At 69.3% G+C, this 23,478-nt stretch carries 20 protein-coding genes and 1 pseudogene; all 21 read right to left on the bottom strand.

Annotation, left to right across the window (positions count from 1 at the left end; genetic code table 11):
* A partial coding sequence (locus V7E05_RS04700; RefSeq protein ID WP_442891598.1) for a guanylate kinase occupies positions 1 to 262 on the bottom strand: 262 nt, incomplete at its 3' end.
* A gap of 257 nt (positions 263 to 519) precedes the next feature.
* A complete protein-coding gene (mihF, locus tag V7E05_RS04705) occupies positions 520 to 843 on the bottom strand; it encodes an integration host factor, actinobacterial type (protein ID WP_333618517.1) in 324 nt (107 codons plus the stop codon).
* A 205-nt stretch (positions 844 to 1,048) separates the two neighbouring features.
* Positions 1,049 to 2,011 carry an orotidine-5'-phosphate decarboxylase gene (pyrF, locus tag V7E05_RS04710; protein ID WP_333618518.1) on the bottom strand — a complete coding sequence of 321 codons (963 nt, stop codon included), beginning with the start codon at positions 2,009 to 2,011 and terminating at the stop codon, positions 1,049 to 1,051.
* On the bottom strand, positions 2,008 to 5,373 hold the full coding sequence (gene carB / locus V7E05_RS04715) for a carbamoyl-phosphate synthase large subunit (RefSeq protein WP_333618519.1): 3,366 nt from the start codon (positions 5,371 to 5,373) through the stop codon (positions 2,008 to 2,010). The genes pyrF and carB overlap by 4 nt, the downstream gene beginning before the upstream one ends.
* Positions 5,374 to 6,615, bottom strand: coding sequence for a glutamine-hydrolyzing carbamoyl-phosphate synthase small subunit (gene carA, locus V7E05_RS04720; RefSeq protein WP_333618520.1), 1,242 nt, complete (start codon positions 6,613 to 6,615; stop codon positions 5,374 to 5,376).
* Entirely contained in the window at positions 6,612 to 7,142 is a 531-nt protein-coding gene (locus V7E05_RS04725; protein WP_333618521.1) for a PH-like domain-containing protein, read from the bottom strand. Before V7E05_RS04725 ends, carA begins: the two co-directional genes overlap by 4 nt.
* Positions 7,139 to 8,503 (bottom strand): dihydroorotase, encoded by a 1,365-nt coding sequence (locus V7E05_RS04730; RefSeq protein WP_333618522.1) that lies wholly within the window; start codon positions 8,501 to 8,503, stop codon positions 7,139 to 7,141. Before V7E05_RS04730 ends, V7E05_RS04725 begins: the two co-directional genes overlap by 4 nt.
* Positions 8,503 to 9,444, bottom strand: coding sequence for an aspartate carbamoyltransferase catalytic subunit (locus V7E05_RS04735; protein ID WP_333618523.1), 942 nt, complete (start codon positions 9,442 to 9,444; stop codon positions 8,503 to 8,505). Before V7E05_RS04735 ends, V7E05_RS04730 begins: the two co-directional genes overlap by 1 nt.
* Positions 9,441 to 10,031: a bifunctional pyr operon transcriptional regulator/uracil phosphoribosyltransferase PyrR gene (gene pyrR, locus V7E05_RS04740; protein ID WP_333618524.1), complete on the bottom strand. Its 591-nt coding sequence runs from the start codon at positions 10,029 to 10,031 to the stop codon at positions 9,441 to 9,443. The genes V7E05_RS04735 and pyrR overlap by 4 nt, the downstream gene beginning before the upstream one ends.
* A 146-nt stretch (positions 10,032 to 10,177) precedes the next feature.
* Positions 10,178 to 10,849 (bottom strand): transcription antitermination factor NusB, encoded by a 672-nt coding sequence (gene nusB, locus V7E05_RS04745; RefSeq protein ID WP_333618525.1) that lies wholly within the window; start codon positions 10,847 to 10,849, stop codon positions 10,178 to 10,180.
* Positions 10,850 to 10,851: 2 nt separating this feature from the next.
* A complete protein-coding gene (gene efp, locus V7E05_RS04750) occupies positions 10,852 to 11,415 on the bottom strand; it encodes an elongation factor P (protein ID WP_333618526.1) in 564 nt (187 codons plus the stop codon).
* A gap of 96 nt (positions 11,416 to 11,511) precedes the next feature.
* Positions 11,512 to 12,675, bottom strand: a complete 1,164-nt coding sequence (locus V7E05_RS04755) for a M24 family metallopeptidase (protein WP_333618527.1) — start codon at positions 12,673 to 12,675, stop codon at positions 11,512 to 11,514.
* The gene (aroB, locus tag V7E05_RS04760; RefSeq protein ID WP_333618528.1) at positions 12,672 to 13,826 is read right to left on the bottom strand and encodes a 3-dehydroquinate synthase; all 1,155 of its coding nucleotides are present in this window, start codon (positions 13,824 to 13,826) and stop codon (positions 12,672 to 12,674) included. The genes V7E05_RS04755 and aroB overlap by 4 nt, the downstream gene beginning before the upstream one ends.
* Before the next feature lie 322 nt (positions 13,827 to 14,148).
* Positions 14,149 to 14,643, bottom strand: a pseudogene (locus tag V7E05_RS04765) (shikimate kinase); the annotation flags it as partial.
* A 102-nt stretch (positions 14,644 to 14,745) separates the two neighbouring features.
* Positions 14,746 to 15,951 (bottom strand): chorismate synthase, encoded by a 1,206-nt coding sequence (gene aroC, locus V7E05_RS04770; RefSeq protein WP_333618549.1) that lies wholly within the window; start codon positions 15,949 to 15,951, stop codon positions 14,746 to 14,748.
* A 79-nt stretch (positions 15,952 to 16,030) separates the two neighbouring features.
* On the bottom strand, positions 16,031 to 16,579 hold the full coding sequence (locus V7E05_RS04775; RefSeq protein WP_333618529.1) for a prepilin peptidase: 549 nt from the start codon (positions 16,577 to 16,579) through the stop codon (positions 16,031 to 16,033).
* A 39-nt stretch (positions 16,580 to 16,618) separates the two neighbouring features.
* The gene (locus V7E05_RS04780) at positions 16,619 to 17,491 is read right to left on the bottom strand and encodes a shikimate dehydrogenase (protein WP_333618530.1); all 873 of its coding nucleotides are present in this window, start codon (positions 17,489 to 17,491) and stop codon (positions 16,619 to 16,621) included.
* A gap of 7 nt (positions 17,492 to 17,498) precedes the next feature.
* Positions 17,499 to 18,665 (bottom strand): endolytic transglycosylase MltG, encoded by a 1,167-nt coding sequence (locus V7E05_RS04785; protein ID WP_333618531.1) that lies wholly within the window; start codon positions 18,663 to 18,665, stop codon positions 17,499 to 17,501.
* Between the two features lie 75 nt (positions 18,666 to 18,740).
* Positions 18,741 to 19,208 (bottom strand): Holliday junction resolvase RuvX, encoded by a 468-nt coding sequence (ruvX, locus tag V7E05_RS04790; RefSeq protein WP_333618532.1) that lies wholly within the window; start codon positions 19,206 to 19,208, stop codon positions 18,741 to 18,743.
* Positions 19,209 to 19,211: 3 nt separating this feature from the next.
* Positions 19,212 to 21,872, bottom strand: coding sequence for an alanine--tRNA ligase (alaS, locus tag V7E05_RS04795; RefSeq protein WP_333618533.1), 2,661 nt, complete (start codon positions 21,870 to 21,872; stop codon positions 19,212 to 19,214).
* A gap of 140 nt (positions 21,873 to 22,012) precedes the next feature.
* The gene (locus V7E05_RS04800; RefSeq protein WP_333618534.1) at positions 22,013 to 23,425 is read right to left on the bottom strand and encodes a replication-associated recombination protein A; all 1,413 of its coding nucleotides are present in this window, start codon (positions 23,423 to 23,425) and stop codon (positions 22,013 to 22,015) included.
* Between the last annotated feature and the right edge of the window lie 53 nt (positions 23,426 to 23,478).

The raw sequence follows: 23,478 nt of genomic DNA on the forward strand, positions 1-23,478 counted from the left end.
TCTCCGCCCACTCGAGCATCCTGCCCTCGGCAATTGCCTCACGGAAGGCCTCTTTGCTCACGAAGTAGTAGTCGCGTCCGTCGACCTCGCCGGGACGCGGATCCCGAGTGGTCATCGAGACGCTGAAGTAGAGGTCCGGAATCTGTTCCCGGAGCCCGGCGACGATCGTCGATTTACCGACGGCCGAGGGCCCGGCCAGGACGACCAGCCTCCCCCTGCCCTCTGCCGGCTCGACTCCGGGCTGCCCGCTGTGGTCGGCCAATGCCGATCCTTTCTCGTGGGATCGACCGCATGCCGCGGCGATCGCTTCGTCTGTGCTGCCTGTTGCGTGTCTCCTGCCGGGGCCGTCGACGCTGCCGTAACGCGGCGACCGACATCCTCCCGACAGACACCTGCGGGGCGGCCGCAGGGTTTCCGGGGACGTGCCCCTCCCGCGACCGCCCCGCAGGCGGCCCGAAGACAGTGTCGGTTGCTCGGCTATTGAGTCCGGCAGACCGATGGTCTCGGTGAGTGCTACTGCTACTCGGCCTCGAAGTCGAAGTGCTCGAGGAGCGCGCGGCGCTGACGGTCGCCGAGGCCGCGGAGGCGGCGAGTCGGGGCGATCTCGAGCGTCTGCATGATCTCCTGCGCCTTGACCTTGCCGACCTTGGGGAGCGCCTCGAGGAGCGCGGAGACCTTCATCTTGCCGAGGATCTCGTCGGTTTCGGCGTCCTTGAGCACCTGCTTAAGGTCCGTGCCGCCACGCTTGAGGCTCTCCTTGAGCTCCTTGCGTGCGCGGCGGGCAGCAGCCGCCTTCTCCAAAGCGGCAGCGCGCTCTTCCGGGGTCAGCTGGGGAAGGGCCACAATTCCTCCGTAGGTTCGAATGTCTCGTTCGTGATTGCGCGTGCCCACGGTAGGGCATGCGCGTCGGTCAAAGTTAATCGCACCGCGCTCGAGCGGTTCGAGCGGCCCGCGTTCGCGGGGCACGCGCCGTTCGGCCTGGCCGAATCAACTTCGTCGGAGTACACGGTACCCGGCGTCTCGACGTTTACCAGGAAAAGGGCTCGAGTTACTCGGATTTCTCCACGGCGGACATTTGCTGGTTGACGGCGATCGTCGCCTCTCGCAGTGCCGCCACGTCCGGCCCGTGGCGGAGGATCGCGCGGGAGACGTTGATCAGAGCAGAGGGCAAGTTTCCCCCGCACACGCGACGTATGTCCGAGTCGCCGCCACCCTGCGCCCCGTAACCGGGGACGAGGAGCGGGCCGTGGTCCCGGCCCACCGCAGGGGGCTCGGCCACCGTGGCACCGATGACCAGGCCGACCGCCGGGTTCTCCGGCTTGCGCCCGGCGCGATTCCTGGCCGCGATCTCGTCGGCGACGAATTGCGCGAGCGTCTGACCCGTGGTGATTCCCGACGCATCCTCGGCGGACGTCGTTAGGTCCGCCAGACGGGCGTTCTGGAGCCCCACTGCCTCCGGATTCGAGGTCGCCGACAGGACGTAGACGCCCCGCCCCGAGGCCTCTGCGGCAGCGAAAGCAGGCTCCAACGCGCCCACGCCTAGATACGGCGAGAGGGTCACGGCATCGCACGCGAACGGCGCTCCGGGCGCCAGCCACGCCTCCGCATAGGCTGCGAGGGTCGAGCCGATATCACCACGCTTGGCATCGGCGATGACGAGCGCGCCGCGGGCTGCGATGTCACGGCACACGTCCTCTAGCACCCGCATTCCCGCAGATCCGTATGCCTCGAAGAAGGCGACCTGAGGCTTGATCGCCGCGGCCAGGTCTCCCCCGGCCTCGACAACGCGGGCGGAGAACTCCCGGACGCCCTCGGCGCTGCGTGGGAGCCCCCAGTCCTCGAGGAGCCCGGGGTGCGGATCGATGCCGAGGCAGAGGTGCCCCCGCTCGGCAACCGTCCGCTCGAGACGCTCGCCATATCCGTCTACGGATGTAGCGGGTTGTTCCGTGCCCGTGCCCGTGCCCGGTGCTGCGCTGACAACGTCGTTCGAACCGCTCTCCGGGCCACTCACGACTCAGCCACGCCGATCGAGTGGAGCTCCTGCAGCGGGCTCACGAGCGCCTCGCCGTTCTGCATAGCCTCGATACCCTGCACGCACGCCGATACGCCCTGCACCGTGGTCATGCACGGGATCCGGCGCGCGATGGCCGCGGAGCGGATCTCGTGCCCGTCCGCGCGATGGGGCCCGGAGTTCGCGGGAATGTTGATGACGAGGTCGATCTCGTCGGCGTTGATGTGGTCGACGATGGTCGGCAGCGGCTCGCCGTTTTCGTCGAGCGGTGCATCGCCCGAGGAAGTGAGCTTGGTGACCACGGTCGCATCGACGCCGTGCCGGCGCAGCATGAGCGCCGTGCCCTCGGTCGCGTAGATCCTGAAGCCGAGCGCCGAGAGCCGGAGCGCGGGCAAGAGTACCGCGCGCTTCTCGGTGTTGGCGACGGAGACGAACACGTTGCCCGAGAGCGGGAGCGAGCCCTCCGCGGAGAGCTGGCCCTTCGCGAAGGCGATGGCGAAGTCGGGTGCTATGCCCATGACCTCGCCCGTCGACTTCATCTCCGGGCTGAGGAGGGAATCGACGATCCGCCCATCGGGAGTACGGAAACGGTTGAACGGCAAGACCGCCTCCTTGACGGCGACGGCCGCCTCCGCCGGAATGGAACCACCGTCGAGCTCGCGTGGGAGAAGCCCCTCGGCCTTGAGGGAAGCGATGGACTCGCCCATCATGATCCGCGCGCACGCCCGAGCCATCTGTACGCCGGTGGCCTTCGAGACGAAGGGCACCGTGCGCGAGGCGCGGGGATTGGCCTCGAGCACGTAGAGCGTGTCGTCCTTGAGCGCGTACTGCACGTTGATGAGTCCGCGGACGCCGATCCCCTTGGCGAGGGCGCGGGTCGACTCGCGTACGCGGTCGATGTCGTCGCTGCCGAGCGTGATCGGCGGAAGCGTGCACGCCGAGTCGCCGGAGTGGATACCGGCCTCCTCGATGTGCTCCATGACGCCGCCGAGGTACATGTCCTCGCCGTCGAACAGCGCGTCGACGTCGATCTCGATGGCATCGGAGAGGAAGCGGTCGACGAGCACGGGGTGGTCCGGGCTCAGCTCGGTCGCGCGGTCGATGTAAGACTCGAGCGCGGCCTCGTCGAAGACGATCTCCATGCCACGGCCACCGAGCACGTACGACGGGCGCACGAGAACCGGGTAGCCGATCGACGCGGCGATCTCCTTCGCCTCGTTGGACGAGATGGCGGTGCCGAACTCGGGTGCGGGCAGCCCGGCGCCGACGAGCACCTCGCCAAACTCGCGGCGGTCCTCGGCGAGGTCGATCGCAGCGGGCAGGGTGCCGCGGATCGGGACGCCGGCGGCCTCGAGGTCGGCGGCGAGCCCCAGTGGGGTCTGTCCGCCGAGCTGCACGAGCACACCCGCGACCGTGCCGGACTCGGTCTCGGCGTTGTAGACCTCGAGCACGTCCTCGAGCGTGAGCGGCTCGAAGTAGAGGCGATCCGCGGTGTCGTAGTCCGTTGAGACCGTCTCGGGGTTGCAGTTGACCATCACGGTCTCGTAGCCGGCGGCCGAGAGCGATTGGGCGGCGTGGACGCACGAGTAGTCGAACTCGATGCCCTGGCCAATTCGGTTGGGCCCGGAACCGAGGATGATGACCTTCTCGCGCTCTGTCTGCGGCTCGACCTCGGTCTCGGCGGCGGGGTCGAGCTCATAGGTCGAGTAGTGGTACGGCGTCTTCGCCTCGAACTCGGCGGCGCAGGTGTCCACGGTCTTGTAGACGGGGTGCACACCGAGCTTGTGGCGCAAGCGGCGGACGCCCTCGGCGCCCGCGAACTCCGGCCGCAGCGCGGCGATCTGCTCGTCGGACAAACCGTTGTGCTTGGCGAGGCGCAGGAGATCCTCGTCGAGCACGTTCGCGTCGACGATCGCCTGCCGGAGCTCGATGAGGTACGCGATCTCCTCGAGGAACCACGGGTCGAGGCCCGAGGCCTCGTGGACCTGCTCGACGCTTGCGCCAAGACGGAGAGCGAGCTCGCAGTCGTAGATGCGGCCCTCGGTCGGGGTGCGCAGGTCGTCGAGCACGGCGGAGACGTCCGTGGAACGGCCGGACGCGACCTTCTCGTCGGTCTGGGTCCAGAATCCGGTGGGCTTGGTCTCGAGCGAGCGGAGCACCTTGCCCAGCGCCTCGCGGAAGTTGCGGCCGATGGACATGGCCTCGCCCACCGACTTCATGGTCGTGGTGAGGGTGTCGTCGGCGCCGGGGAACTTCTCGAAGGCGAAGCGCGGCGCCTTGACCACGACGTAGTCGAGCGTGGGCTCGAAGCACGCCGGGGTCTCCCCCGTGATGTCGTTGTCGATCTCGTCGAGTGTGTAACCAACGGCAAGCTTCGCGGCCATCTTCGCGATGGGGAAGCCCGTGGCCTTCGAACTGAGTGCCGAGGAGCGGGACACACGGGGGTTCATCTCGATGACCACGAGGCGCCCGTCCTCGGGGTTGACCGCGAACTGGATGTTGCAGCCGCCGGTGGCCACGCCAACCTCGCGGATGATGTCGATGCCGAGATCGCGCATCCGCTGGTACTCGCGGTCAGTTAGGGTCATCGACGGGGCTACCGTCATCGAATCGCCGGTGTGGACGCCGAGGGCGTCGACGTTCTCGATGGAACACACGACCACGACGTTGTCCTTGCCGTCGCGCATGAGTTCGAGCTCGTACTCCTTCCAGCCGAGGATGGATTCCTCGATGAGCACGTTCGCGGTCGGCGAGGCGGCGAGGCCACCGCCGGCGATGCGCTCGAGGTCCTCGTTGGTGAAGGCGAGGCCGGAGCCCAGGCCGCCCATGGTGAACGACGGCCGGACGACGACGGGGAGGCCGAGCTCGGCGACGGTGTCGTAGACCTCGTCCATGTTGTGGCAGACGCGGGAGCGCGCGGAATCGCCGCCGACCTTCGCGACGATGTCCTTGAATGTCTGCCGGTCCTCGCCGCGATTGATCGCGGGGATGTCCGCACCGATGAGCTCGATCCCGTGCTTGACCAGGATGCCCTCGGCATCGAGCTGCATCGCGGCATTGAGCGCGGTCTGCCCGCCGAGCGTCGCGAGGACGGCGTCGACGGGATGCCCCTCCTCGGCCTCCTTGGTGAAGACCTTGTCGATGAATTCCGGGGTGATGGGCTCGACGTAGGTGTGGTCGGCGAAGCCCGGGTCTGTCATGATCGTCGCCGGGTTCGAGTTGACCAGCGTGACCCGGATGCCCTCCTCGCGCAGTACGCGGCACGCCTGGGTTCCGGAGTAGTCGAACTCGCAGGCCTGCCCGATGACGATGGGGCCGGAGCCGATGACGAGGACGTGCGAGATGTCGTGACGCCGTGGCATTTACTCGGCCGCCTTTCTGTTGGAGGAGCCCTGGGCGTTACCCGCCGTGCGGGACATGAGCTCGGTGAATTGATCGAAGAGCGAGGACGCGTCGTGGGGGCCTGCGGCGGCCTCGGGGTGGTACTGGACGGAGAACGCGGACCCGTCCTCGAGGGCGACTCCCTCGACCACGTCGTCATTCGCGCAGAGGTGGGTGACCCGGGCGGGGCCGAACGGGGACTCCCACGTGCCGCCCTCGGGCGAGCGGAGCGCGAAGCCGTGGTTCTGCGACGTGATAGCGACCTTGCCGGTCGCGAGCTCCTTGACCGGCACGTTGATGCCACGGTGGCCGAACGGCATCTTGTACGTGTCGAGGCCGAGCGCGCGGCCGAGGATCTGGTTGCCGAAGCAGATGCCGAAGAAGGGCAGCTTCTCGCCGAGGACGGCCTTGGTCAGGGCGACGGCCTCATCGGCGGTGGCGGGATCGCCGGGACCGTTCGAGAGGAAGACGCCGTCGGGATCGATGGCCTTGACTTCCGCGAGGCTCGCGTCATGCGGAAGGACGTGGACCTCGATGCCGCGCGCGGCGAGCATGCGCGGGGTGTTCGACTTGATGCCGAGATCGAGGGCGGCGACGCGGAAGCGGGTCTCCCCCTCGGCCGGGACCACGTAGGTCTCATCGGTGGAGACCTCGCCGGACAGGTCGGCGCCGGCCATGGCGTCCTGCGCGCGGACCCGCTCGACGAGCTGCTCGGTCGAGGACTCGAGGGCGTCGCCGGAGAAGATCCCGGCCTTCATCGAGCCCTTGTCGCGGAGGCGGCGGACGATGGCGCGGGTATCGACCCCGCTGATCCCGACGATCTCCTGCGTGCGGAGCTCGTCCTCAAGCGTGCCGGTGGAGCGCCAGTTCGAATCGCGGCGAGCGGCGTCACGGATGACGAATCCGGAGACCCAGATGCGGCCGGACGAGTCGTCGGCGCCTGAGACGTGCGACTCGCCGTCCTCGGGATTCCAGCCCGTGTTGCCGATCTGCGGCGCCGCGGCGACGACGATCTGTCTGCAGTACGAGGGGTCGGTGAGCGTCTCCTGGTAGCCGGACATGCCGGTGCAGAAGACGACCTCGCCGAGGGTCTCACCGCGCGCCCCGTAGGCGTGTCCGCGGTGGACGGTGCCGTCCTCGAGGACGAGCGCGGCGGGCTCGGCGAGGAGAGCAGAGCGAGCGGTCCGCCCTTCGCCGGAGGTGGGAGTGGGGTCGGTGCTCATTTGCTCTCCTTCAGTGCCGTCCAGTCGGCGTAGTGGTCTTTGTCGTCGGCGCGGAAGCCGGTGTCGAGGGCGACGGTGCGGGAGCCGGGGCTGGCCTCGGAATCGCCGGCCGCATCTCCGGCCGGCGCGGCCCAGGTGAACACGAGGATCCCCTTGCCGGGCACCACCTTGTTCGCGATCTTCGAGTCCGCTCGCACGGCCGTGAGAGCGGGGTCCGGAATCCAGATCCTGCCGCCGTCGAGGTTGAGCAGTACGCCCTCGGGATAGGCCACGAGGGTGCCTGCGCTGCGGAAGCCCAGCGGCGACTGCGCGATGCGGTTGTTCCATTCCCCGGCGGTCGTCGTACCGATGTACACGCCGGTGAGAGGCTCGAGGAGCGGCTCACCGAGGTTCTCGGGCACCTCGGGCAGAGCGCCGAGGAGCTCCGACTGCCGGCGCAGCCTTCCGTGCCAGCCACGCCACATGAGCGTGGCGATGCCGAGGACGATGAGCACGGCGATGATCGAGGTCCATACGTTCTGGGTCATCGCGCGGCCCCCTCTTCTTCGGCGCCCGCGCCGGTGCCTGTAGCGAGGGCTGCGGCATCGTGGGTCACGGCGCCGCGCAGGACCGTCGCGGTCACGGACGCGCCGAACTCCGTCCCCGCGTAGGGGGTGTTGTGGGAGAGGCTCGCGAGCCCTTCCGCGTCGACCGTCCACGCCCCATTCGGATCGATGACGGCGATGTTCGCGGGTTCCCCCGCGGCCAAGGGCCTGCCCTGATCGGCGAGGCCTGCGATCTCCGCCGGTCGCTCGCTCATCACCTTCGCAACCCAGCGCCAGTCGAGGTCACCGTCCTCCACAAAGAGCGCGGCGACGATGGGCAGCGCCGTCTCAAGGCCGAGCATGCCGGGGCGGGCCTGGGCGAACTCGCAACACTTCTCCTGGCTGGCGTGGGGCGCGTGGTCGGTGGCGACGCAGTCGACGATCCCGCTGCGCAGCGCCTCGCGGAGTGCGGCGGCGTCGGTGTCCTCGCGCAGCGGCGGGTTGACCCGGTACACACCGTCGAAGGTCTCGAGGCGGGAATCGTCGAGGAACAGATGGTGCGGGGTGACCTCGGCGGTCACCGCGATTCCCTGCTCCTTGGCCCACCGCAGGAGCTCGACGGTGCCGGCGGTCGAGGCGTGGCAGATGTGGAGCCGCGCGCCCGCGTCCCGGGCGAGGATCGCGTCGCGGGCGACGATCGACTCCTCGGCCGAGCGCGGCCAGCCCGCGAGTCCGAGGCGCGCAGCGGTGGGACCCTCGTGGGCGACGGCCCCGACCGTGAGCCGCGGCTCTTCGGCGTGTTGCGCTACGAGCACGCCGAGCGAGGCCGAGTACTCGAGGGCGCGGCGCATCACCAGCGGGTCGTGGACGCACTTGCCGTCATCGGAGAAGATGCGGACCGCGCCCTCCCCCGCTGCCATCTGGCCCATCTCCGCGAGCTGTTCGCCAGCTAGCCCCATGGTGACCGCGCCGACCGGGTGGACGTCGCAGAGGCCGACCGTGCGGCCGATGCGGTACACAGAATCGGTGATCGTCTGGTTGTCGGCGACGGGTGAGGTGTTGGCCATGGCGAAAACCGAGGTGTAGCCGCCGCGCGCCGCCGCGCGGGAACCGGACTCGATGGTCTCGGTGTCTTCGCGTCCCGGCTCGCGCAGATGCGTGTGCAGATCGACGAGACCGGGCAACGCGACCTGGCCGCGCCGGTCGAGGACGGTCTCGCCGTCGATGGCGAGCTCGGGGCCGATCTCGGTGATCACTCCACCGGAGATGCGGATATCGACCGGATCGCCTTCCCCGTACAGAGTGACGCCGGTGATGAGGAGGCCGGAAGGCGCCTCCGTGGACTGTGACACTGGTGCTGACACTAGGCGTTTCCTTCCGAGTGGACGAGAGAGCGGAGCAGGACGGCCATCCGGAGATGGACGCCGTTGGTGACCTGTGGGAGCACGACGGAGCGCGGGGCGTCCGCGACGGGATAGCCGATTTCCATTCCGCGGAGCATCGGCCCGGGGTGCATGACGATGGCGTGTTCGGGAAGTCGCGCGGCGCGGGCCTCGGACAGCCCGTAACGCACGGAGAACTCGCGAGCAGAGGGGAAGAAGCCCCCGTTCATGCGCTCGGCCTGGACCCGGAGCATCATTACGGCATCGGCGTCGACGAGTTCGGCGTCGAGGTCGTCGGTCATCCGCACCGGCCAGGTCTCCGTGCCGGCGGGCCACAGGGTGCGCGGGGCGACGAAGACGAGTTCGGCGCCGAGTGTGGACAGGAGCAGCGCGTTCGAACGGGCTACTCGGGAATGGAGGATATCGCCCACGACGACGATCTTTCGGCCGGCGAACCCTCCGAGGCTCTCGCGGATGGTCATGGCGTCGAGCAGGGCCTGGGTCGGGTGCTCGTGCATCCCGTCGCCTGCGTTCACCACGCCGGTACGCACTCCGTCTTCGTCCATCCACCCGGCGATCTGTTTGGCGGCCCCCGAGGCGGGGTGTCGCACGATGAGCAGGTCGGCGCCGATCGCCGCAAGGGTCTTCGTGGTGTCGCGGAGCGATTCACCCTTGGAGACAGAGGACGAAGAGGCGGAAACGTTGATGACGTCGGCGGAGAGCCACTTCCCTGCGGTCTCGAAGGAGACGCGCGTGCGGGTGGAATTCTCGTAGAAGACGGTCATCACCGTGCGGCCGCGGAGCGTCGGGAGCTTGCGGACGTCCCTGTCGAGCAGTGAGGACTTGAGCTGGTCGGCCTCGTCGAGGAGCGCGTGGATCTCGTCCGCGGACAGATCGGCGGCCGAGAGCAGGTTCGCGGTCATTGCCCGGCCCCCTCGGGTCGGGCGCCCTCATTGCGGTCGAGGAGGACGGCGTCACGGCCGTCGTCGACCTCGGCGAGGGCCACGGAGACGCCCTCGTGGCGGGCGGTGGGCACGTTCTTGCCCACGTAGTCGGCGCGGAGTGGGAGCTCCCTGTGCCCGCGGTCGACGAGGACGGCGAGCTGGATCCGGGAGGGGCGACCGACGTCGCGCAGCGCGTCGAGCGCGGCCCTGACGGTGCGGCCGGTGTAGAGGACGTCGTCGACGAGAATCACCGTGCGGCCGTCGATGCCCTCGGCGGGAATCTCGGTCTTGCCGGCGGGCCGAAGTGGGCGCTCGCGGAGATCGTCGCGGTACAGGGTGATGTCGAGGACGCCGACCGATGGACGGATACCGGCGAACTCCTCAATGCGGCCGACCAACCGTTCGGCGAGGAGCTTGCCCCGGGTCGGGATGCCGAGAAGGACCGGCGGCGCCTCGCTATCAGCGCCGAGCTCGGTCCGTTCGATGATCTGATGTGCAAGCCTGGAAATCGTGCGCGAGACGTCCTGCGCGGACATCAATTCCACGTCACCACTCACCGGCTCCACCTCCTTGTCCGCCTCACGGGACGGCTTGTTAAAGGGATGTATTCGGTTTGTACCTCTGCGTGCCGCGGGATGGGCCGGAACCTCGACTTCTGATGAAGCCTGTTTTCGTCACCTTTGCCGACCCCGCGATCGACGCTTCGAGATTATCAGTTCGCTGCGTCTTCGGCCCCGGCGCTCCCTGGCTCGTCCTCGGCAGCCTCGGCGGCCTCGTCGAGTTCGGCATCCGCGGAAGCCTCGGCAATCATGTCGCCCTCGCCGACGGCGGAGCCTGCGTCCTCCGAATAGCTCTCTCCCTTTGCGGCGGCTCCCGCATCGAGATCCCCGAGCACGGAGACAGCGGCCTCGGCGGCCTTGATGTGCCCTGCGAGCCCGGCGATCTGGTCGAGCACGGCGTTGACGTACGCCATCGACTTCTCCGCCGCGATGTCGGCGGTGAGCAACACCGCCTGGTCGATCACGGTCGAGTCGGGGGTGTCCTCTTCGCTGAAGAGGAGCTCCCAGGCGCCGACGCGGAGGATCGCCCGATCGACGGAGGGGATGCGCTCGAGCACCCAGCCGTCGAGATGGTCGGAGATCGCGGAGTCGATGCGCTCGCGGTGCGCGGAGACGCCCTCGACGATCGTGAGCGCGAAGGGCGAGACCTCGCCCACGTCCTCGTTCACGGCTCCGAGCTCCTGTCGCTCACGGGCGAGCTCGGTCGCGTCGAGGTTGCGAATCTCCGCCTCGAAGAGCAGCGACGCCGCGCGCCGGCGGGAGCGGAAGCGCGCCCCGCGACGGTGGAATGGGTCGGCCTGGCGGCCGGTTTCGGACTCGGACATTCCTAGTCGTTCACCCGGCTCAGGTAGCTGCCATCGCGGGTGTCGATGCGCAGCTTGTCCCCCGTGTTGATGAACAGCGGGACCTGGACCTCGGCACCGGTCTCGAGCGTGGCGGGCTTCGTGCCGCCGGTCGAGCGGTCGCCCTGCAGGCCCGGGTCGGTGTGCTGCACGACGAGGTTGACCGCGACGGGCATCTCGGCGAAGAGCGGCTCGCCCTCGTGCATCGAGACCTGAACGGTCTCGTTCTCGAGGAGGAAGCGCGCGCCATCGCCCATCACGACGGGCGTGACGTTGATCTGGTCGAAGGTCTCGGCGTCCATGAGGACGTAGTCCTCGCCGTCACGGTAGAGGTACTGCATGTCGCGGCGGTCGACGGTCGCGGTCTCGACCTTGACTCCGGCGTTGAAGGTCTTGTCGATGATCTTGCCGGAGACCACGTTCTTCATCTTCGTCCGCACGAAGGCCGGGCCCTTACCCGGCTTGACGTGTTGGAACTCGATGATCTGCCACAGCTGGTTGTCCTCCTTGAGGACGAGTCCGTTCTTGAAATCGGCGGTCGACGCCATCGGAAAGCTCCTTGGTCTCTTTGCTTGTCGTGTCGATCGTTCGGATATCGCGCGATTGTCGTGCTCATGGCTGCCCGGCCCGCTCGCGCGGCGGCCCTACAGCTCGAGCAGGTCCTTCGACGTGGTCGTGAACACCCGCGGCTCGGCGTCGGTGACGAGGAGCGTGTCCTCGATGCGCACGCCGCCGCGCCCTGGCAGGTAGATGCCGGGCTCGGAGGTGACCACATCGCCGCGCAACAGTGTACTGGCCGAGCTCTGCGAGAGCCCAGGCGCTTCGTGGACGTCGAGCCCGACCCCGTGGCCGAGCGAGTGCCCGAAGTACTCCCCGTAGCCTGCCGCGTCTATGTGCCGGCGCGCGGCCGCGTCGGCCTCGCTCCCCGCCACCCCATGCGTGACGGCGGAGGATCCGAGCAACTGGGCCTCGAGGGTGATCCCGTAGATCTCCCGTTGCCAGTCGGCCAACGTCCCGATGCCCACGGTGCGCGTGCAGTCCGAGGCGTATCCGTCGACGTAGGCGCCGAAGTCCACGACCACCAGGTCGCCGTTTTCCAGCACACGGTCCCCGGCGTGATAGTGCGGCAGAGCCCCATTGGGGCCCGAGCCCACGATGGTGTCGAAAGAGACGCCGTCCGAACCGGCCATGCGCATGTGCCACTCGAGGTCCGCGGCGACCTGGCGCTCGGTGCGGCCGGCGGCGATCTGCCCGTTCTCGACGAGTGACGTCCACGCCGTGTCGGCGACCGCACAGGCACGGGCAATGGTCGCGATCTCGATATCGTCCTTTTGACGCCTCGCCTCCTCGACGAGTCCGGCGGAGTGGACGAAATCGATGCCGTGGGCGAGGGCGACGAACTCCTCGCGGAGCCGGCGCAGGTCCCCGACCGTGAAGTGGGCATCGTCGATGCCGAGGATCCCGCCGGCGTTGCCGAGCGCCGCGCCGACGATCGTCGCCTCGTAGTTGCGGGTGATGTGGACCTCGATCGCGGGGTCGAGCTCCGTCTTGATCTGCTCGGTGTACCGGGAATCGGTGGCGAAGTGCGTGGTGCCGTCTCGCAGAATGAGCGCCGAGCCGGCGGAACCCGAGTATCCGGTGAGGTAGCGGACGTTGTTCAGGTCGGTGACGAGGAGCCCGTCGAGTCGGTCGAGGGAGTCGGCGCCTGCGGCGGAGGATCGCTTGTCGAGCTCGGCGAGAACGCGCGCACGCCGTGCGGCGTAGTTGGGGCTCGCGTGGTCCGGGGTGGTGGGGAGCTGCGTCGTCACAGGAAGATCCCCCCGCCCTGGGTCGGCGCCTCGTAGCCCTCTGCGACAGCCGCATAGGCCGCGGCGAGAAGCGATGGGTCGGGGGCCTCGAGTCGTCCGGGCTTGCCCAGGCCGTCGAGGACGACCAGCCGGAGCATGCCCGAGAAGTTCTTCTTGTCGCCCTGCATGAGCTCGAGGAGACGCGGGAAGGCGTCCGGGTCGTAGGAGACCGGCAGGCCCACCGCCCCGAGGATCTCGGCGTGACGGTCCGCGGTGGCGTCGTCGAGTCGTCCGGCGAGTCGCGCGAGCTCGGCGACGAAGACCATGCCCACGGAGATCGCGGCGCCGTGGCGCCAGCGGTAGCTCTCGCGGCGTTCGATCGCGTGGCCGAGCGTGTGGCCGTAGTTGAGGATCTCGCGGAGGCTCGATTCGCGCAGGTCCTTGCCGACGACATCGGCCTTGACCCGGATGCTCCGGCGGATGAGGTCGACGAGGACCGGACCGGTCGGGTCGAGCGCAGCCTCGGGATCAGCCTCGACGATGTCGAGAATCTGGGGATCGGCGATGAACCCGCACTTGATGATCTCCGCCATGCCCGAGATGAGCTCGTTGCGCGGCACTGTGGCGAGGGTGGCGGTGTCGACGAGCACGGCCGCGGGCTCGTGGAACACGCCGACGAGGTTCTTCCCCGCGTCGGTATTGATGCCGGCCTTGCCTCCCACGGCTGCGTCGACCATGCCGAGGAGCGTCGTGGGCACGTGCACGCAGGAGACTCCGCGCATCCATGTACCGGCGACGAAACCCGCGAGATCGGTCGCGGCGCCGCCGCCCAGGCCGATGACGACGTCCTTGCGACCCAGGCCGATCTGTCCGAGAACGTCCCAGCAGTAGGCGGCGACCGAGAGGTCTTTGCCGTCCTCGGCGTCGGGGATCTCCACGCGGTGGGATTCGAGCCCGGCCTCCTCGAGCGCCTCGCGCAGGCCCTCGGCGGTCTCCTTGAGCGGGGGCTGGTAGATCACGGCCACGCGGTGCGCGCCGGAGCACGACGCGACGATCTCCGGGAGGAGGCCACGGCCGATGGTCACCGTATACGGGCTGGCGGATTCGACCCGCACCTCTGTGGGCTGGTCGTTCCCTGCCGCGCCCGCCTGTTCGGTCGCCTCTTGGCTCATCGCGCTACCTTCCTCCGATCGGGGCTTGCGGCCCCGTACTTCTGTCTCGTGCATGTGCATGTCGCGTCCGCGCGGGCGTGTGGCCTCGTGGTTTTTGGGCTGTGTCCCGTGGCCCGAGGCCCACGGCCCGTGAGCTCGAACCGGAGAGCCCGCGCGCACCACCTCTCAAGTTCTACCTGTCGGCCGTCGCACCGGGTTCCGCGGTGGGATCCGAGGCGGAAAGCGTGTCCTTAGCAGCCTCCGGTGTCCCTGCGGCCGAGGCGGCTTCGGCGGCCGCTTGGGCCTCGGCGTCCACGTCGAGAGACGAGGCGAGACCGGGGTCGAGGAGCTCGACGAGATCGCGGACGACCTTGCCCGTCGAGCGCCGCTCGGTCGACACCGCCACGGTCGCGACCTCGCGGTACAGGGGCGCCCTGTACGTGTGGAGCTCCTGGTATTTGGCGAGGACATCGGAGTTCGCCAGCAGCGGCCGGTTCCCGCCGCGGCTGCGGCGCGCACCCTCGGCGACGCCGATCGTGAGGTGCACGACGGTGTGCGGCCCGAGGAGCCTGCGCGTATCCGCCGATATGATCGCTCCCCCGCCGAGCGAGACGACGCCGTTCGCCGAGCCGACGGCATCCGCGACGATCCGTTCCTCGACCTCGCGGAAATAGGGCTCGCCCCGGCCGGCGAAGATCTCCGGGATGCTCACGCCCTGGTCGGATTCGATGAGCTGGTCCGTGTCAAGGAAATCGACCCCGAGCACTCGGGCGAGCCGCCGCCCCACCGTCGTCTTCCCGGATCCCGGCATCCCGACGACCACGATGGGGCCGGGCAGCGAGGTGCGCCTGCGGTCCGGGACCGGCACTGGCTGCGCCCCCGTGCCGGGCGCGCCCTCGTGCCGGGCGCCTCCCTGCTGCTGTTCGCGGTCCACGGGCGCTTACTCGGCGTCGAACGCCAGTCGTTCGGCCACGCGCTCTTGGTAGGCCTCGAGGTTGCGGCGGGTCTCGGCGAGCGAATCGCCGCCGAACTTCGCGAGCGCGGCGCGGGCGACGACGCACGCGACCGCGGCCTCGGCGACCACGCCGGCCGCGGGGACGGCGCACACGTCGGAACGCTGGTGGATCGCCGACGCCTTCGAGCCGTCGGCCATGTCCACGGTGGACAGCGCGCGCGGGACGGTCGAAATGGGCTTCATCGCCGCGCGGACGCGGAGCTGCTGCCCATTGGTCATGCCGCCCTCGATGCCGCCGGCGCGGTTCGTCGAGCGCGAGATCCCCTCGGCGTCGACGTAGATCTCGTCATGCGCCTCCGAGCCCCTGCGGCGGGCGGTGGTGAACCCGTCGCCAACTTCGACGCCCTTGATGGCCTGGATCCCCATGAGCTCCCCGGCGAGCTGCGCATCGAGACGCTCGGGCCCCGAGACATGCGAGCCGAGGCCGATGGGCAACGGATCGACGACGACCTCGACGACCCCGCCGAGCGTGTCGCCCGCCTTCTTCGCGGCGTCGATGCGGGCGATCATGTCCGCCTCGGCGTCCTTGCCGAAGGCGCGGACAGGGCTCTCGTCGATGGCGGCGAGGTCCCCGGGGCCGGGAACGGGGCCGTCATACGGGGCGGATTCCCCGATGGAGATCACGTGCGAGACGACCTCCGCGCCGAAGAGGTCGCGAAGGAAATTGCGGGCGATGGTGCCACACACCACGCGCGATGCGGTCTCCCGGGCACTGGCGCGCTCGAGGATCATCCGCGCGTCGTCGACGTCGTACTTGAGCATGCCCGAGAAATCGGCGTGCCCGGGCCGCGGGCGGGTGAGCTTCGCGGCGCGCGCCTGGTCCTCGATCTCGGCCATGTCGACGGGGTCCGCCGACATGATCTGCTCCCATTTGGGCCACTCGGTGTTCCCGATCTCGATGGCAATGGGCGAGCCCATGGTCTTGCCGTGGCGGATGCCGGTGAGCAGGCGCAGGGCGTCCTGCTCGAACTTCATCCGCGCGCCGCGGCCGTATCCGAGGCGGCGACGGGCGAGCTGCGTGGCGATGTCCTCGCGGACCACGCCGACGCCGGCGACCATGCCCTCGACCATGGCGACGAGGGATTGGCCGTGCGATTCTCCTGCTGTAGTCCACTTGAGCACGTCGCCGATTATCCCATGCAGGCAGCCTGCGTGGCGATTCGGGTTGTGGATGCACAAATGCGGGAGTCGCCGGACCGATTCGACGGGCTCAGACCGCGAGGAGCAGGGCTGCGACCGCCGACCATGCCATGCCGGGTCCATGCGGGACGAATGCGCGCCCGCCCGCGCCAGGCGACCTCGCCAACCGCTCGTACAGGCCCCATGCGCCGCTGACCGCGAACGGCGCGACGAGCACGAGCGCAATGCCGCCCGGTCCCGCTATCCCACCGAGCGCCCCGATCGTCGGGGCGAGGCGCAGATCCCCGCCGCCGAGTGCCGCCGGATTGGCGACGCGGGCCGCGAGATAGAAGGCCGCGAGGAGCGCGGCGCCCGCCGCCACGTGGGCGAGCATGCGCGAATCGGCCGACCACTCCCCGCGCGCGAACGCCGCGAGGGCCAGCAGAGCACAGAAGAGCCCGAGGAGCCGGAGGCGCGGAGGGATTCGGAGCGTGCGCACGTCCGTAAGGGTGAGCGCCACTGCCCAGGCGGCCAGTGCGAGCACGGCGAGCATCCCGTCCGCAGCGTGCAGCGCCGGCAGAGCGGGTGACGCCATCGCGGCGCTTGCGGGAACTGGCAATGCGCCCGGCGGGATCTTCACGCCCGAACGGTAGGCGTGCGGTGCCGCCTGCGGGGTGCGCTACCGCCCGCGAGCAGACCTGCGCGCGAGCGCATCGTTGAGCGCGGCCCGCATCGCCTCGCGCGGGGCGGCGTGGCCCGTAAACTGCTCGAACTGCCCGAGCGCCTGGCCGAGGAGCATCTCGTCCCCGCCAACCACCGTTCCACCGGACTCCAGCACAGCTCGCGCGAGCGGCGTCGGCCACGGATCGTAGAGCGCGTCGACGAGCCGGGCCGCCCCGCCGACCAGCGGAGTGAGCGCCTCGGCCCCGGGAGCGGGAACGGTATTGACGACGAGCGCCGCACCTTCCACGAGCGCCGTGAGCTCCGGCGAATCGAGCCGAACGTCGCGTGCGGGAACGCCGAAGCGCTCCGCACAGGCGAGCGCTGGGCCGGCAGTGGGCCTGCGCGTCGCGATGACGATCTCCGCGGCACCCGCCTCGGCGAGAGCGGCGATGAATGGCCGGGAGGTACCGCCGGCGCCGAAGAGCACGGCCTTCCAGCCACCGGGCAGAGCGCCGTGCAGAGCGACGGCCGCGGCGGCGCCGTCGATGTCCGTGCAGTCGGCGACCCAGTTCGCGCTCCCGCAGCCGGGCGAATCTTCGCGCAGAAGCGTGTTCGCCGAGTCGACCTTGAGCGCGCGATCGGTGATCCGGTCGGCGTACGCGAGGGCCTCGGGCTTACCCGGCATGGTCACTGAGAAACCCCGGTATTCCGGCCCCGCGCCGGAGACGATTCGCTCGAGTTCTCCCGCAGGACACTGGATCCGCCCGTACGACCAGCCCTCGAGTCCGAGCGCCTCGTACCCGGCGGAGTGGAGTACCGGGGAGAGCGAGTGCTCGACCGGGTCGCCGAGAACGGCCGCGCGCCGGACCGTGCCTGTCTGTTCCGCCACCGCGGTACTAGCGTCCCGTGGCGAGGACGCCCGAGTCGACGGCCTCCTGCTGGTTGGCGAGGTGCTCGTCGTAGTTCGAGGTGAACTTCGTGGCGCCGTCCTCCGAGACGGTGACAAAGTAGAGCCAGTCGCCGGGCTCCGGGTGCTCCATCGCGGTGATCGCCTCCATCGAGGGGCTGGCGATCGGGCCGTAGGGCAGGCCCTCGTGGGCGTACGTGTTCCAGGGGTTGTCCTGGTTGCGCGCGTCGTCCGTGGTCGCGACTTCCTGGTCGGTCTGTGTGTAGTTGACCGTGGAGTCGAACTGTAGCGGCATCGGCTTGGCGAGGCGGTTGAGGATCACCGTCGCGACCTTGCCGTAGTCTGCGGCGCCGGCCTCGTGCTGGATGAGCGACGCCGCCGTCATGAGCTGATAGGGGCTGAGCTTGAGGGCCTCGGCGGACTGGAGGAGACCCGACTGCTCGTACTGCTGCGCGGACGAGGAAATGAGCTCGTGCCAGATCTCCTCGGGCGACTGCGAGGGATCGAAATCGTGGTTGCCGGCGGTGACGAGACCCTCGAGGCGGCGCGTCGGGTCCGGACCGCCGCGGACCTCGTTGATCGCCCACTCGGGGACGCCGATCGCCGCGGGATCGGCGTCGGAGGCGACCTGCTTGAACTCCTCGGCGCTGACGCACTTCTGCTCTCCGCCATCATCGTCGGCGCGGAGACACGAGGCCTCGGACAGCGCCTGGTAGATGCCGGTGGCGCCGGGCCCGCCGACCACCGTGGTGTCGTTGAGGCGGGCGCCTGCGGGAACCTGGAGCATGCCGACTCGGGAGTTCGGGTCCGCGAGCATCGCGACGGCCACCGAGGCCTTCATCTTCTTGCGCAACTCGTAGTAGCCGGGCTGCAGGCCCTCGGCCACCGGGTTGTTCATCGCTGCGGTGGTGAAGGCTCCGGTGGACTTGACCACGTCGAGGTCGGCGAGAGAGGTCGCGACACCGTCGAGGCCCTCCCCTTCCTCGACGTGCACGATGACGCTTTCTTCGCCCTGCCCCTTATAGTCGGCACTCGAATTTCCCCCCACCCCGCGGTAGACGAGAAGTCCCGCAGCGATGATGACGCCGACGAGCGCAGCGATGAGTAGAGCTCGAAGCGGCCCCGCGGTGCGGGAGGACCGGGAGGAGTGAGGCATAGGGACCCTTACGTCGAAGCAGAACCTTGGCGGATGATCTTCAGGCGATTCTAACGTGTGGCTGTAGCCGAATCGTTACCACCGCGCCGCGCGCGCCGAATCCAGCCAAGTCTGGAGGATCGCGACGGCTGCGGCTTGGTCGATGACCGAGCGCTGCTTCTTCGCCTTCTTTCCCGCGGCGCGGAGATTGCTCGAAGCCTGCACGGTGCTCAAGCGCTCGTCGGCGGTGAATACCGCGATGCTATCCGGGATACGTTCGCGAAGAACGGAAACGAAGGACGCCGCCATCTTTGTAGAGGCCGTGTGCCCGCCGCGGAGGCTCGCGGGGATGCCGACCACGACGGCGAGGGCCTCGTACTCCTCGGCGAGCTCGAGGAGCCGCGTGATCTCCGCGGCCCACGGCGCCGGTTCGGCCTCCGGCCCATCGGATACGGCGATGGTCTCCACGGGCGTGGCGAGGATGCCGTCGGGATCGCACGAAGCGACGCCGACGCGGGCCAGGCCCACGTCGACGCCGAGACGCCGGCCCCTCTCGAATGCCACCCGCTACGCCTGTAGAGCGGAGCGGATCGCGGCGGCCGCGGCGTCGATGCCTCCGGCGTTCGTCCCGGCGCCCTGTGCCATGTCCGCCTTGCCTCCGCCCCGCGCGCCGAGGGGCTCGGAGATCTCGGCCACCAGCGAGCCCGCCGCCAGGCCACGATCCTGCGCGCCCTGCGAAACGGCGAGGACGAACGGGACCTTCTCCCCCGCCTCCGCGGTGAGGAAGACGACGCCCGGCTCGGAGCCGAGGCGTCCGCGCAGATCCTGCGCCAGCTTCCGGAGGTCGCCTGCCCCGGTGCCCTTGGGCGCCTTCTCCGCGAGGAAGAGCACGTCGCCGACTCGCTCGGCCTTGTCGAGCAGCTTCCCGGCGTCGGCGGCGAGCTGCGCCGCACGCAGCGCCTCGAGCTCCTTCTCCGCTGCGCGGAGGCGCTCGCCGAGCGAGTCGACGCGGTCCTGTACCTGATCCGACGGCGCCTTGAGCGCGGTGGCGAGACCGGAGAGCACGGCGCGCTCCTTCGCCTGATGACGGAACGCGTCCATGCCGACGTAAGCCTCGACGCGGCGGACGCCGGAGCCCACCGAGGACTCTCCGAGGAACACCACGGGGCCGATCTGCGCGCTCGAGGCGACGTGCGTGCCGCCGCAGAGCTCGATGGAGAACGGTCCACCGATCTCGACCACGCGGACCTCGTCGCCGTAGTTCTCGCCGAACAGCGCCATCGCGCCCATGGCCCTGGCCTTCTCGAGACTCGTCTCGACGGTGTTGACCTCGTAGTCGGCGTCGATCGCGCTGTTGGTGAGCTCCTCGACCTGCGCGAGCACGTCCGCGGGGACGGCGTCGGAGGACTGGAAATCGAAGCGCAGGTAGCCGGGGCGGTTGAGCGAACCTGCCTGCACCGCATCGGGGCCGACGATGTCGCGCAGCGCCGCGTGCACCATGTGCGTGCCCGAGTGCGCCTGGTTCGCGCCCTTGCGCCACAGGGGGTTGACCTCGGCGGAGGCGGTCTGGCCGAGCTCGAGCCCTCCGTCGAGCACGCGCGCCCTGTGGACCCAGAGCTGCTTGCCGATTTTCTGGACGTCGTCGACCTCGAGGGTCGCGCCTCCGGGAGTGCGAATGCCGCCGCGGTCGCCGAGCTGGCCACCGGCCTCGGCGTAGAACGGCGTGCGGTCGAGGATTACCTCGACCGTCTCGCCGGCCTCGACGGAGTCGACGGCACCGCCGTCACGCACGAGGCCGATGACCTTCCCCTCGCCCGAGAGCTCGTCGTAGCCGAGGAACTCGGTCGCCCCCTGGTCGAGGAACGAGCGGTACACGCTGAGGTCGGCGTGGGCGTGCTTCTTCGACTGCGAATCGGCCTTGGCACGGGCCTTCTGCTCGGCCATGAGCGAACGGAAGCCCGCCTCGTCGACCTCGAGGCCGGCCTCGGAGGCCATTTCGAGCGTGAGATCGAGAGGGAAACCGTGGGTGTCGTGGAGCGCGAACGCCTCGGAGCCCGAGAGCGTGGAGCTGCCCGAGGACTTCGTCGACTGGGCGGCGCGCTCGAACAGCGCGGTCCCGGACTCGAGCGTCTTGAGGAACGCCGCCTCTTCGGCCACCGCGATCTTCCGGATATGCGAATAGTTCTCGACGGTCTCGGGGAAGGACGGGCCCACGGCGTCACATACCGAATCCATGAGAGCGCCCATGGTCTCGCCGGGCGCACCGAGGAGCCTCGCGGCCCGGACGATGCGGCGCAGCAGGCGGCGCAGGATGTAGCCGCGCCCCTCGTTGCCGGGGATCACGCCGTCGGCGATGAGCATGTACGAGGTGCGCGTGTGGTCGGCGATCACGCGGAAGCGCACGTCGCTCTCGTGGGCCGCGCCGTACTCGGTTCCGGTGAGCTCCTCGGCGGTGGCGATCACGGGGCGCAGGAGATCGGTCTCGTAGACGTTCTCCACGCCCTGGAGGAGGAACGCGACGCGCTCGATGCCCATGCCGGTATCGATGTTCTTCTTCGGCAGCGGCCCGACGATGTCGTAGGACTCCTTGCCGTTGCCCTCGCCACGCTCGTTCTCCATGAAGACGAGGTTCCAGATCTCGATGTAGCGGTCCTCATCGGCCTCGGGCCCGCCTTCGACGCCGTACTCGGGGCCGCGATCGTAGAAGATCTCCGAACACGGGCCGCACGGGCCGGGCACTCCCATGGACCAGTAGTTGTCCTTCATCCCCCGGCGCTGGATGCGCTCGGGCGGGACCCCGATCTTGTCGCGCCAGATGCCCTCCGCCTCGTCGTCGGTGAGGTAGACAGTGACCCACAGGCGCTCCGGGTCGATGCCGAAGCCGCCTGATTCGCGGGAGCCGGTGAGCAGCGTCCACGCGTGCGTGATCGCGCCCTCCTTGAAGTAGTCGCCGAAGGAGAAGTTGCCGGCCATCTGGAAGAACGTGTTGTGGCGCGTGGTGATGCCGACCTCGTCGATATCGAGAGTTCGAACGCACTTCTGGATCGAGACGGCTGTGTCGAACGGCGGCGTCTGCTGCGCGAGGAAGAAGGGCTTGAACGGCACCATGCCCGCATTCACGAACAGGAGGTTGGGATCGTCGAGGACGAGCGAGGCGCTGGGCACCTCGGTGTGCCCCGCGTTCACGTAGTGCTCGATAAAGCGACGACGGATCTCATGGGTCTGCACTTTTCTACTGCCCAACCTCTCCAGATGTGGTTCTAGTGATCATACGGGCTGGATTCCCCGGCGGTTCCTCACCGGCTGCCCCTGCGGTGCCTGCTGTCGTTTGATCCTACCGCCGCCGCGGGTGGCCGATCCCGCCGCGCCTACTTGCGCTTCGGCCGCCCGCGGAGGATCGAGCGGAGCTTGCCGAGGCGCACGCCGAGCTCCCGTTCGTTGCCGTGCGTTGTCGGGGTGTAGTACTCGCGGTCGTCGAGCTCGTCCGGCGCGTATTGTTGGCCCACCACTCCCGCGGGGTCGTCGTGGGGATACCGGTAGCCGACGCCGTGCCCGAGCCCCTTCGCACCCTTGTAGTGCCCGTCTCGCAGGTGCGGCGGGACGAGGCCGATCCGCCCGGCGCGCACGTCCTCCATCGAGCCGTTGATGGCGGCGATGACGGCATTGGACTTCGGCGCCGTGGCGAGGTGGATCGTCGCCTGCGCGAGGGCGATCCGGCACTCGGGCATCCCGACCTTTTCCACTACGTGGGACGCGGCCACGGCCGCCTGGAGGGCGGTGGGATCGGCGAGCCCGATGTCCTCCGATGCGTGCACCATGAGCCGGCGGGCGACGAACCGGGGGTCCTCCCCGGCGACGAGCATCCGCGCGAGGTAGTGCAGTGCGGCGTCGACGTCGGAGCCGCGGATGGATTTGATGAACGCGCTGATGACGTCGTAGTGCTGGTCGCCGTCCTTGTCGTAGCGCACGGGCGCGGCATCGAGGCTGGTCTCGACGTCCTCGGCCGTGATCGTTTCGCCGCGGGCCGCTCCGGCTGCGGCCTCGAGGATCGTGAGCGAGCGTCGGGCGTCGCCGCCGGAGAGGCGGACGATGTCGTCGAGCGCGTCGGCGTCGAGCTCCTTCTTCCCCGCGAGCCCGCGTGGATCGGAGACGGCGCGCCGGAGCACAGATGCGACGGCCTCCTCGTCGAGGGCGCGCAGCTGCACGATGAGCGAGCGCGAGAGCAGCGGCGCGATGACCGAGAAGTGGGGGTTCTCGGTGGTCGCGGCGACGAGCAGCACGACTCCGTTTTCGACGGCGGCGAGCAGGGCATCCTGCTGGCTCTTCGAGAAGCGGTGCACCTCGTCGATGAAGAGGACGGTACGGGTGCCGTGCGCGAGCCGCGTCCGCGCGGCCTCGATCACCGCGCGCACGTCTTTGACGCCTGCGCTCAGCGCGCTGAGCGCGACGAAATGCCGGTCGGAATCGGCGGCGACGAGCGACGCGAGCGTGGTCTTGCCGGTGCCCGGCGGCCCGAACAGGATGAGCGAGCTCGCACCCCTGCCCTCGACCAGCCTCCGCAGCGGGGAGTTGTCTCCGAGCAGGTGTTCCTGCCCGAGCACCTCGTCGAGCGTGCCGGGACGCATCCTGACGGCGAGCGGCGCGTCCGCATCGACGTCCGTCCCGCCGGGTGGCGGGGACGGGCGCTCGCCGCTCGGGCGGGAGGCCGTCGCAGGTTGCGAGCCTTCCGCCTCGAGGGCGAAGAGGCCGACGTCCTCGGAGTCACCAGTACCGTCGGACATCTCTCCCCCTCCCGGCTGGATACCCGTATCGATCGTCCCTATTCGTTCCCGCC

The sequence above is a fragment of the Dietzia sp. genome (assembly GCF_036741115.1).
In the GTDB taxonomy this organism is placed as follows: Bacteria; Actinomycetota; Actinomycetes; order Mycobacteriales; family Mycobacteriaceae; genus Dietzia.